Source organism: Pseudarthrobacter phenanthrenivorans Sphe3 (genome assembly GCF_000189535.1).
Lineage (GTDB): Bacteria > Actinomycetota > Actinomycetes > Actinomycetales > Micrococcaceae > Arthrobacter > Arthrobacter phenanthrenivorans.
Genome location: NC_015145.1, coordinates 1936942 through 1948426, shown reverse-complemented (window position 1 = coordinate 1948426; position 11485 = coordinate 1936942). Strand labels below are relative to the sequence as shown.

The 11485-nt window shown below is 65.2% G+C and carries 9 protein-coding genes; all 9 read right to left on the bottom strand.

Annotated elements, in window-relative coordinates; genetic code table 11:
* Position 1 precedes the first annotated feature (1 nt).
* Positions 2–1012, bottom strand: coding sequence for a type I glyceraldehyde-3-phosphate dehydrogenase (gene gap, locus ASPHE3_RS08915; RefSeq protein ID WP_013600894.1), 1011 nt, complete (start codon positions 1010–1012; stop codon positions 2–4).
* 253 nt (positions 1013–1265) lie between these two features.
* A complete protein-coding gene (locus ASPHE3_RS08910) occupies positions 1266–1892 on the bottom strand; it encodes a superoxide dismutase (RefSeq protein ID WP_013600893.1) in 627 nt (208 codons plus the stop codon).
* Positions 1893–1991: 99 nt separating this feature from the next.
* Positions 1992–2972 (bottom strand): DNA-binding protein WhiA, encoded by a 981-nt coding sequence (gene whiA, locus ASPHE3_RS08905; protein ID WP_013600892.1) that lies wholly within the window; start codon positions 2970–2972, stop codon positions 1992–1994.
* A 9-nt stretch (positions 2973–2981) separates the two neighbouring features.
* On the bottom strand, positions 2982–3998 hold the full coding sequence (locus ASPHE3_RS08900) for a gluconeogenesis factor YvcK family protein (RefSeq protein ID WP_013600891.1): 1017 nt from the start codon (positions 3996–3998) through the stop codon (positions 2982–2984).
* Positions 3998–4921, bottom strand: coding sequence for an RNase adapter RapZ (gene rapZ / locus ASPHE3_RS08895; protein ID WP_041652049.1), 924 nt, complete (start codon positions 4919–4921; stop codon positions 3998–4000). The genes ASPHE3_RS08900 and rapZ overlap by 1 nt, the downstream gene beginning before the upstream one ends.
* A 90-nt stretch (positions 4922–5011) precedes the next feature.
* On the bottom strand, positions 5012–7009 hold the full coding sequence (gene uvrC, locus ASPHE3_RS08890) for an excinuclease ABC subunit UvrC (protein WP_013600889.1): 1998 nt from the start codon (positions 7007–7009) through the stop codon (positions 5012–5014).
* A gap of 69 nt (positions 7010–7078) precedes the next feature.
* Positions 7079–7747: a lysophospholipid acyltransferase family protein gene (locus ASPHE3_RS08885; RefSeq protein ID WP_013600888.1), complete on the bottom strand. Its 669-nt coding sequence runs from the start codon at positions 7745–7747 to the stop codon at positions 7079–7081.
* Complete coding sequence (locus ASPHE3_RS08880) at positions 7734–8450, bottom strand: HAD hydrolase-like protein (protein WP_041652048.1); 717 nt, start codon at positions 8448–8450, stop codon at positions 7734–7736. Before ASPHE3_RS08880 ends, ASPHE3_RS08885 begins: the two co-directional genes overlap by 14 nt.
* Positions 8451–8542: 92 nt before the next feature.
* On the bottom strand, positions 8543–11467 hold the full coding sequence (gene uvrA, locus ASPHE3_RS08875; RefSeq protein ID WP_041652046.1) for an excinuclease ABC subunit UvrA: 2925 nt from the start codon (positions 11465–11467) through the stop codon (positions 8543–8545).
* Positions 11468–11485 lie beyond the last annotated feature (18 nt).

Genomic DNA, 11485 nt, shown 5'->3' with positions numbered 1-11485 from the left:
CCTAGCCCAGCTTGGCTGCCACAAGCTCCGTAAGGTCAACGAGGCGGTTGGAGTAGCCCCATTCGTTGTCATACCAGGAAACAACCTTGACCTGGTTGCCGATCACCTTGGTGAGGCCGGCGTCGAAAATGGACGAAGCGGGGTCGCCGACGATGTCGGAGGAAACGATGGGCTCCTCCGTGTAGGTCAGGAAGCCCTGCAGTTCCTCGGACTCAGCAGCGCGCTTGAGGGCGGCGTTGACCTCCTCCACGGTGGTTTCGCGGGAGACGGTCACCGTGAGGTCGGTGGCGGAGCCGGTGGGGACCGGAACGCGGATGGCGTACCCGTCCAGCTTGCCCTTGAGCTCCGGCAGGACCAGGCCGATGGCCTTGGCGGCACCGGTGGAGGTGGGCACCATGTTGATGGCTGCGGCACGTGCGCGGCGGAGGTCCTTGTGCGGGCCGTCCTGCAGGTTCTGGTCCGCGGTGTAGGCGTGGACGGTGGTCATCAGGCCGCGCTCGATGCCGAACTCGTCGTTGATCACCTTGGCCAGCGGGCCCAGGCAGTTGGTGGTGCAGGATGCGTTGGAAATGATGTGGTGCGAGGCGTTGTCGTACAGGTTGTGGTTGACGCCCATCACGATGGTGATGTCCTCATCCGAGGCCGGAGCGGAGATCAGGACCTTCTTGGCGCCGGCATCAATGTGCTTCTGCGCATCAGCGGCCTTGGTGAAGAAGCCGGTGGATTCGATCACGATGTCTACGCCGAGTTCGCCCCAGGGAAGGTTGGCGGGATCGCGCTCTGCCAGGACCTTGATGACGTTGCCGTTGACGACGATGTTGCCGTCCTTGACCTCGATGGTTTCCTTCAGGCGGCCGCCTACGGAGTCGTACTTGAAGAGGTGTGCGAGTGCCTCGGGGCTGGTGAGGTCGTTGACTGCAACGATCTCCAGGTCTGCACCCTGCGCGAGTGCCGCGCGGAAGTAGTTGCGGCCAATACGGCCAAAGCCGTTAATACCAATACGGGTCGTCACTTTTTCAGTCTCCTTGGTGCTTTCTGAAGCACAACTAGTTGAGCGGGCTATCAAGCCAACTAACAGATCCCGCACGCCATTGGGCAGAGATGATTTACAAACGGAGGGCGACCAGCCTCATTGCTGAAGGCTAACCGCCTTCCGTGACCTATCTTACGTTTAACTTGGTCCGCCCCCGCAAGTGCAGGGGCGGACCGTCCACATCCCGGCCTTTTTAAGTCCGAATGTGAAGTTTGTTACACCGGGGTGTCCGCTACGGGAGGGTGATGAGTCCCGTTGCGCTGGTGCGTGCAGCCTCGAACCGGCGGGCCACGTCCGCCCAGTTCACGATGTTCCAGAAGGCCTTGACGTAGTCGGCCTTGACGTTGACGTAGTCCAGGTAGAAGGCGTGCTCCCACATGTCAAGCATCAGCAGCGGGGTGGTACCCAGCGCCACGTTGCCCTGCTGGTCATACAGCTGCTCGATGACGAGGTTTCCGCCGATGGGCTCGTAGGCCAGGAAGCCCCAGCCGGAGCCCTGGAGGCCGAGTGCGGCCGCGGAGAACTGGGCACGGAACGCATCGAAGGAACCGAAGGCGTCATCGATGGCCGCTGCCAGCTCACCTTCCGGCTTGTCGCCGCCGTCCGGGGAGAGGTTGTTCCAGAACACGGAGTGGTTGACGTGCCCGCCCGTGTGGAACGCGAGGTCCTTCGACAGCCGGTTGATGTTGGCGAAGTCGCCCTTCTCGCGGGCTTCGGCCAGCTGGGCCAGGGCGTTGTTGGCGCCCGCCACGTAGGCTGCGTGGTGCTTGCTGTGGTGCAGCTCCATGATCCGCGCGGAAATGTGCGGCTCCAGTGCGGCGTAGTCGTAGCTGAGTTCGGGCAATACGTACTCGGTCACAAAATCCTCCAATATCGTGGACTCTCAGTCCGGTTGGTGACTCTTGGATTGTGCATCCGGGCGGCTGGCGTCCGGAATCTTTTTGATTCTATGGGGCTGTCACTCGTCCAGCATTTCAGGCGTCACATTGGCGTCCGTACCCGGAATGCCCAGGTCAAGGGCACGTTTGTCCGCCATTGCGAGCAGCCGGCGGATCCTTCCCGCAATGGCATCCTTGGTCATGACCGGGTCCGCGAGGCGGCCCAGCTCGTCCAGGCTTGCCTGCTTGTGCGCCACCCGCAGCTCACCGGCGTACTTCAGGTGGTCCGGGACGTCGTCACCAAGGATCTCAAGGGCGCGTTCCACCCGTGCTCCCGCGGCCACGGCTGCCTGGGCGGAGCGGCGGAGGTTGGCGTCGTCGAAATTCGCGAGCCTGTTGGCGGTGGCCCGGACTTCCTTGCGCATCCGCCGCTCCTCCCAGACCATCAGTGCGTCGTGGGCGCCCATCCGGGTCAGGAGGGCGGCAATGGTGTCGCCGTCGCGGATGACCACGCGGTCCACGCCGCGGACTTCGCGGGCCTTCGCCTGGATGTCCAGCCGGCGCGCGGCGCCAACAAGGGCGAGGGCCGACTCCGGCCCTGGGCAGGTGACCTCCAGCGAGGACGAGCGGCCTGGTTCAGTGAGCGAACCGTGGGCCAGGAAGGCGCCGCGCCACACCGCCTCGGCGTCTGCTGCGGAACCGTTCACGACGGCGGACGGAAGCCCGCGCACAGGGCGGCCGCGGCCGTCCAGGAGGCCGGTCTGGCGGGCCAGCGCCTCGCCGTCGCGCACTACCCGCACCACGTAGCGGCTGGCGCGTCGCAGTCCCCCGGCGGACACCACGATGATCTCGCTTTGGTGGCCGTACACTTCGGCGATGGCGGCACGGAGGCGGCGGGCAGTGGAGGCCAGGTCCACTTCCGCCTCGATCACGATCCGGCCGGAAATGATGTGCAGTCCGCCTGCGAACCGGAGCATGGCCGAGACTTCGGCCTTGCGGACTGATGACTTTTTGATGTCCAGACGGGACAGTTCTTCTTTGACCGATGATGTCAGTGCCATGGCACCTTCCTAACTGTTCCCAAAAATGTCCTGGTACGCCGTTGCCAGACGCAGGGGGTCATGGACGGGACGGCGCCCCGACGCCCCTACTTTACCCAAGACCACCTCGGCGCCGATCATCCCCGCGGCTTTCTCAAACTCCTGCCGGTCCGGCACCGAGGCGGGGTCGGCCAGGACAACGTCAACGTTGAACTCAGGGGCGTAGCGCCGCAGCACATGGAGGTGGTCGGCCGCTGTCATGCCTGAGGTTTCCTTGGTGTCCGTGGCGAGGTTCATGGTCAGGCAGCGCTTGGCCGGCGTATGGCACAGTGCCTGCCGCATTTCGGGCAAGAGCAGGTGGGGCAGCACGGAGGTGTACCAGGAGCCGGGGCCCAGGACCACCCAGTCGGCGAGTTCGATGGCGCTGAGGGCCTCGACGCAGGCAGGCGCCGCCTCAGGCAGGAGCCGCACCTGCTCCAACGAGCCGGCCACGGCGCACCGTGCCTGGCCGTGGATGGTCTGGAGTGCGGTCCCTCCGTCTGGAGCAGTGATGCGCACATCGCCCTCGATGGTGAGCGGAACCGTGGACATGGGCAGCACCTGGCCCCGTGCCCCCAGGAGGGCACCGGCCCATTTGAGCCCGGCCACAGCGTCGCCCAGCAGCTCCCACAGGGTTACGATCAGCAGGTTGCCCATGGCGTGTTCGTCCAGTGAGCCGCCGGGACCGTTCGCCGGGCGGAACCGGTGCTGCATGACGTCGCGCCAGGTGCGTCCCCAGTCGGTGTCGTCGCACAGTGCGGACAACGCCATGCGCAGGTCGCCTGGCGGAAGGACGCCGTACTCCTCGCGGAGACGCCCGGAGGAGCCGCCGTCGTCCGCTACCGTCACCACCGCGGTGAGGTCCGAGGTGAGCAGGCGCAAGGCGGACAGCGACGCCGAAAGGCCGTGGCCGCCGCCCAGTGCAACGACGTTGGGGCCTTTGTCCTGCTTCCCGGACGCTGAACCGGCAGGCGGAACCAGCGGCAGGGCCCCGGTGAAAAGCGACATTACTCGCGGCCCAGGTCCCGGTGCGTGGTGGTCACCGTGACTCGTGGGAATTGGGCCAGTTTCTTGGAAAGTTCGACGGCGACGGCGACCGAGCGGTGTTTCCCGCCGGTGCAGCCCACGGCGATGGTGGCGTAGTGCTTGTTCTCGCGGCGGTAGCCGTCCAGGACCGGTTCCAGGGCCATGACGTAGCGGTCCACGAAGTTCTTGACGCCTTCGGCTTCCAGGACGTAATCGCTGACATCCTTGTCCAGGCCGGTGTGCGGGCGCAGCTGCGGCACCCAGTGCGGGTTGGGGATGAAGCGGACATCTGCCACGTAGTTGGCGTCCACGGGCAGGCCGTACTTGAAGCCGAAGCTCATGACGTTCAGGCGAAGGGCCACCGGGCCGGTTTCACTGAACAGTTCCGTGATGGCCGTGGCCAGCCCGTGCACGTTGTAGCCGGAGGTGTCAAGAACGACGTCGGAGCTGTCGCGCAGTTCCTGCAGCAGCTCGCGTTCAGCGGCGATGCCGTCCAGGATGCGGCCGCCGCCCTGCAGCGGATGCGGCCGGCGTCCCTGTTCGAACCGGCGGACCAGGACGTTGTCGCTGGCGTCAAGGAACAGCACCCGGAAGGTGACCCCGCTGGCGGCCAGCGCCCCGAGCGCGGCCCGGATGTCGGCGAAGAGCCCCTTGCTGCGGACATCGATGACCACGGCCAGCCGCGGGATGGACTGCGGTGCGTGGGAGACCAGCTCGGCGAGGGTGCCCAGCATCTGCGGCGGCAGGTTCTCCACGACGTACCAGCCGTGGTCCTCCAGCGCATCAGCTGCCGTGCTCCGCCCAGCTCCGGACATTCCGGTGACCACCAGCAGCTCCGCTTCGAGGGGCTTGACGGGCTGCATCCCGTCCTGCCCTGCTCCGGATTCCGCCGTCGTGTCTGCCATTAAGTCCGCCCCGTTTCCGTTGTTGTCCCGCAGGCTTCCGCAGTAGTGGAAACCCCGTCCTTTACCCTAGCCAAGTTTCAGCGGACTCCGCTAAGTTTCAATGATTTCGCCGGTGGTCATATTGATCGCCGGCACAGGAGCCGGTTCCGGCCCGTCCGGCGCGAAGTGGTTCACGATGGCGCTGGCGAGAGCGGGGCCGATGCCCTTCGCCTGGGACAACTCCGCGGCCGTCGCCGCTTTCACGCCCTTTACCGAGCCAAAGTGCGCCAGGAGTGCCTTGCGCTTGGAGGCACCCAGGCCCGGAACGCCGTCGAGGGCGGAGACCGTCATGGCCTTGCCCCGCTTCTGGCGGTGGAAGGAGATGGCGAACCGGTGGGCTTCGTCACGGATCCGCTGCAGCAGGTACAGCCCTTGGGACGTCCTGGGCAGGATCACCGGGAAGTCGCTGTCCGGCAGCCAGACTTCCTCCAGCCGCTTGGCAAGGCCCACCACGTAGACGTCATCGATACCGAGGTCGGCCAGGGCACGGGCCGCGGCGTTGACCTGGGGCTTGCCGCCGTCCACCACCACGAGGTTGGGCGGGTAGGCGAACTTGGCGCGCGGCGCCGGAGTGGTGGTGTCCAGCAGGGAGCCTTCACCAAATTCTTCCGGCTCCCCGGCAAGGGCGGCGTCGTCCACCTGCGCGGATTTATCCTCGAGGTAGCGGCGGAAGCGCCGGGTGAGGACGTCATGCATTGCAGCGGTATCGTCCGAGGCCGCAGCACCGGTGACGGAGAACTTCCGGTAGTCCGACTTCTTCGGCAGCCCGTCCTCCACCACCACCATGGAGGCCACAACGTTGGTGCCCTGCACGTGCGAGACGTCGAAGCACTCGATGCGCAGCAGCGGTACCGGGAGGTCCAGGGCCTCCTGGAGCTCCTGCAGGGCCTGCGACCTGACCGTCAGGTCTCCGGCGCGCCGGGTCTTGTGCAGCTTCAGGGCGTGCTCCGCATTTTCTCGCACCGTGGACATCAGGGCGGCCTTGTCCCCGCGCTGGGGCACCCGGATGTCCACCTTCGCGCCCCGCATGCCGCTGAGCCATTGCGCCAGCTCTTCGGCATTGCTGGGTGCGACGGGCACCAGTACCTCCCGCGGCAGCCTGCCGTGGCTGTCGCCGTCCTCGCCGTAGACCTGCTGGAGGAGGTGCTCCACGAGGTCAGGGGTGGTGGAATCCTCCACCTTTTCAACCACCCAGCCACGTTGTCCGCGGATGCGGCCGCCCCGGACATGGAACACCTGGACGGCGGCTTCAAGTTCATCCTCGTGCAGCGCAAAGATGTCAGCGTCCGTCTCCTCGGCAAGGACCACGGCGTTGCGCTCGAAGACTTTGCGCAGGGCGGTGATGTCGTCGCGCAGCCGGGCGGCGCGTTCGTAGTCAAGCTCGGCGACGGCTTCTGCCATCTGCTTTTCCAGCTTTGCGATGAACCGCTTGGCCTCACCCCCCATGAAGGCGCAGAAATCCTCAGCCAGCGCGCGGTGGTCCTCAGGTGAGATCCTGCCCACGCAGGGAGCGGAGCACTTGTCGATGTAGCCCAGGAGGCAGGGCCGTCCGCTGGCCTCGGCGCGCTTGAACACCCCGGCACTGCAGCTGCGCACCGGAAACACCCGGAGCAGGGTGTCCATGGTCTCGCGGATGGCCCCGGCCGTGTAGGGGCCGAAGTAGCGGGTCCCCTTTTTCTTGTCCCCGCGCATCACCTGGACACGGGGATATTTCTCCCCAACAGTCACTGCCAGGTAGGGGTAGGTCTTGTCGTCGCGGAACACCACGTTGAACCGCGGCTTGAACTCCTTGATCCACGTGTATTCCAGCTGCAGCGACTCAAGTTCGCTGCCCACCACTGTCCACTCGACGCTGCTTGCCGCGTGGACCATGGCGTAGGTCTTGGGCAGCAGCCCTGCAGGATTGGCGAAGTAGGAGTTCAGGCGCGACCGCAGGCTTTTGGCCTTGCCGACGTAGATGACCCGGCCGTGCTGGTCGCGGAACCGGTAGACCCCTGGATTGGTGGGGATCTCTCCCGTCCTGGGCCTGTAACTTGCTGGATTTGCCACCAGTCCAGTCTACTGAGGCCCGCCGGGTGCCCTTGCCACGGACGCGTCAGCGGACAGCGGAATGGCCGGCTATTCCGTCGTCTTGCTCTGGTTGTAGCTGGTGGACCGCTCCTGGCCGCTGAGTTCGGCAATTGCATCCATGATCCGGTCCGTCACCTGCCGGCGGGCGGGCAAGGAGTGGTCGGGGCCCGTCTTGTCGAAGTACAACGGCTCCCCCACTTTCATGGTGAAGTGCTGTGGGCGCACCCCGCTTTCACCGGCGCGCTGGAGGTTCTCGGTGCCGATCAAGCCAACCGGGATGACAGGCGCGCCGGTGGTCAGCGCAAGCCAGCCCACACCTGTACGGCCGCGGTAGAGGATGCCGTCGCGGGAACGTGTGCCTTCCGGGTAGATCCCGATTCCCTTGCCCGATTCCAGGATGTCCAGGAGTGTTTTGAGTGCCTGGACACTGGCTGCCTGCTCGCCGCGTTCCACCGGAATGGAGCCCACGGACTCGAAGAACGCCTTCATGACCTTGCCCTTCACGCCGCCGGTGGTGAAGTACTCGGCTTTTGCGAAGAAGGCGACCGGGCGTGGCATCAGTGCCTGGACAATGACGCTGTCGAAGAATGACAGGTGGTTGGGTGCCACAATGAAGGGCCCGTCAGCAGGAACATTTTCAAGGCCGACGACGGTGGGCCGGCAGGTGCCGGAGATCAGGCTGCGCGTGGTCCAGCGGACAGCATCAAACATTGCCATCGTTGGTCACCTCCCTCATGGCTGCGGTGTGGATCGCCTGCATCCGGCCGATCAGTTCCGCCAGGCCGTCCGCGGTCTCCACGACGGCCACCGCCCCTGCCTCTTCAAGTTCGCCGTCGGGGGCGAATCCCCAGGCCACGCCGATGCAGTCGAGCCCGTTCGCAATGGCGCCGGAGACATCCTGGGCGCGGTCCCCGACCATGACGGCATGCCGGGTGTCCAGGTCCTTCAGGGCTGCGGCAATGATTCCGGTCTTCCCGAGCGGGACGCCGTGAACAGCGCCCTCGTCGTCGGCAGATCCGTGGATGCCGTGGAACAGCCCGTCGATACCATGGTGCTCCAGGACTGTGCGCGCCAGGCCCTGCGGTTTCTGCGTCGCCACGGACACGGGCCGGCCGGCCGCCACGAAGGACTCCAGGACTTCCCGCACGCCGGGGTAAACCCGGCTTTGCGCTATGCCGGTGGCCACGTAGTGCTCGCGGTACAGGCGGATGACCTCGTCCAGGAGCTCCGCGGGAACGTTGGCAACGTTCAGCAGCGAGTCACTGAGCTTCGGGCCGATCATGGCGTGCAGCAGGTCCTGGCTCGGAATCGGCAGACCCAGCGTCCGAAGGGCCGAGGAGATTCCGTCTGTTATCCCACCGGCCGGATCGACAATAGTGCCGTCCAGGTCAAAGATCACGGGCACTGTTGTTTGAGTCACCGGGTTAGTTTCTCATGACAGCAGCAGTGCCTGAAACTCGCATACCCGCAGCGGCATATACCCGGCGTGCTTCTTCCGGTTTCGCTTCTGCGTCAGCCGAGGATTTCCGCCAGGAACGCCGCAGTGTGGCTGGTGGTGGACGTGGCCACCTGTTCCGGGGTGCCGGTGGCCACAATCTGGCCGCCGCCGGAACCACCGTCCGGGCCAAGATCCACGATCCAGTCCGCGCTCTTGATCACATCCAGGTTGTGCTCAATGGTGATCACCGTGTTGCCCTTGTCCACCAGCCCCTGCAGGACCATCAGCAGCTTGCGGATGTCCTCGAAGTGCAGGCCCGTGGTGGGCTCGTCCAGGACGTAGACGCTGCGTCCGTTGGACCGCTTCTGCAGCTCAGCGGCCAGCTTGACGCGCTGGGCCTCGCCGCCGGACAGGGTGGTGGCCGGCTGCCCCAGGCGGACATAGCCCAGGCCAACATCCACCAAGGTGTTGAGGTGCCGGGCGATCGGCGAGAAGGCAGCGAAAAACTCCGCGCCCTCCTCGATGGGCATGTTCAGGACATCGGCAATGGTCTTGCCCTTGTAGTGGACCTCAAGGGTTTCCCGGTTGTACCGGGCGCCGTGGCACACCTCGCAGGGCACGTACACATCCGGCAGGAAGTTCATCTCGATCTTCAGCGTGCCGTCACCGGAGCAGGCTTCGCAGCGGCCGCCCTTGACGTTGAAGGAGAACCGGCCGGGGAGGTAGCCGCGCACCTTGGCCTCGGTGGTTTCCGCGAAAAGCTTGCGGATGTTGTCGAAGACGCCGGTGTAGGTGGCCGGGTTGGAGCGGGGGGTGCGGCCAATGGGACTCTGGTCCACATGGACCACCTTGTCCAGGTGCTCCAGCCCCTGCACGGTCTTGTGCCGTCCGGCCACCTGCTTGGCACCGTTGAGCTTGTTGGCCAGCACCTTGTACAGGATTTCGTTGACAAGGGTGGACTTACCGGAACCGCTTACGCCGGTGACGGCGGTAAAGAGCCCCAGCGGGAAGGCGGCGTCCACGTTGACGAGGTTGTTTTCCCGCGCCCCCACGACCTTCAGCTCACGCTTCTTGTCGTACTTGCGGCGCTTCTTGGGAACCTCGATCTTCCTGCGTCCGGACAGGTAGTCGCCCGTCAGGGAAGCCGTATTGTCCAGCAGCTCCTTGTAGGAGCCGGAGTGGACCACCTGGCCGCCGTGCTCCCCCGCACCGGGTCCGATGTCGACAATCCAGTCAGCAACATGGATGGTGTCCTCATCGTGTTCAACCACGATGAGCGTGTTGCCCATGTCCCGGAGCCTGGTGAGGGTGTCGATCAGGCGCCTGTTGTCGCGCTGGTGCAGGCCGATGGACGGCTCATCCAGCACGTAGAGGACACCCACAAGGCCGGAACCGATCTGGGTGGCCAGCCGGATGCGCTGCGCCTCGCCGCCCGAAAGCGTGGCCGAGGGACGCTCAAGGTTCAGGTATTCAAGGCCAACGTCGAGCAGGAAGGTCAGGCGCGCCTGGATCTCCTTGAGCACCTGGTGGGCGATCTGCGCTTCCCGGCCAGTCAGGACCAGGTTGTTCAGGAAATCGGCGCACTGGCGCATGGGGAGGGCCGCGACGTCGGCAATTGACTTCCCGTTGATCAGGACCGAGAGCGAGGCGGGGTTAAGGCGGGCACCGTTACAGGCCGGGCATGGGACCTGCCGCATGTACTCCTCGTAGCGGTCGCGGGCCCAGTCCGAGTCCGTCTCGCCATGCTTCCGGTGGACGTACTGGATGGCGCCTTCGAACCCGGTGCTGTACTTGCGTTCCCGGCCGAACCGGTTGCGGTACTGCACCACCACCTTGTGGTCTTTTCCGTGCAGGACAGTCTGGCGCACGTCCTTGCCGAGCTTTTCCCATGGTGTGTCCATGGAGAAACCCAGCTCCTTGGCGAGGCCGTCCAGGAGCCTGTTCCAGTATTCCGTGGTGGCTGTGCCCATGGACCAGGGCGCGATGGCGCCCTCCCCCAATGAAAGTTCAGGGTTGGGGACGATCAGTTCTTCGTCCACCTCGAGCTTGGTGCCGATGCCGCTGCAGGCGGCGCAGGCACCGAAGGGGTTGTTGAACGAGAAGGACCGCGGCTCGATCTCGTCAATCGCCAGCGGGTGCTCGTTGGGGCAGGCGAGATTCTCCGAGAATGCCCGCAACCGGCCGGGGTCATCGGTCTCCAGGTCGACGAACTCGGCCAGGACGCGGCCTTCGGCCAGCCCCAGCGCGGTTTCGATGGAATCCGTCAGCCGCTGGCTGATCCCCTCCTTGACCACGAGCCTGTCCACCACCACTTCGATGGTGTGCTTGAACTGCTTGCCCAGTTTGGGCGGGTCGCTGAGCTGGACAAGGTTTCCGTCAACGCGTGCCCGTGAGTAGCCCTTTGCGGTGAGTTCCTTGAAAAGGTCGACGAACTCGCCCTTGCGCCCCCGCACCACGGGGGCCAGGACCTGGAAGCGGGTGCCCTCGTCCAGTTCCAGGAGCTGGTCCACGATCTGCTGGGGGGTCTGCTTGGCCACCGGCTCCCCGCACACGGGGCAGTGCGGCCGGCCCACGCGTGCCCAGAGCAGGCGCATGTAGTCATAGATTTCGGTGATGGTGCCCACCGTGGACCGCGGGTTTTTGCTGGTGGACTTCTGGTCGATGGAAACTGCCGGGGACAGTCCCTCGATAAAGTCGACATCAGGCTTGTCCACCTGCCCCAGGAACTGGCGTGCATAAGCGGACAGCGACTCAACGTAGCGCCGCTGGCCCTCCGCGAAGATGGTGTCGAAGGCCAAAGAGGACTTCCCGGATCCGGAGAGTCCGGTAAAGACGATCATTGCGTCCCGGGGCAGGTCAAGGTCCACGTTGCGCAGGTTGTGTTCCCGCGCCCCCTTGACGATGAGGCGCGACAGGTCCGGGCGGTGCGGGGCAGCCGCAGGAGGAACGGTCAACGCAGTGGAGGGGGCGGAAGTTTCTTCAGCTACGGCTTTAGGCACCCCATTATGCTAATCGAA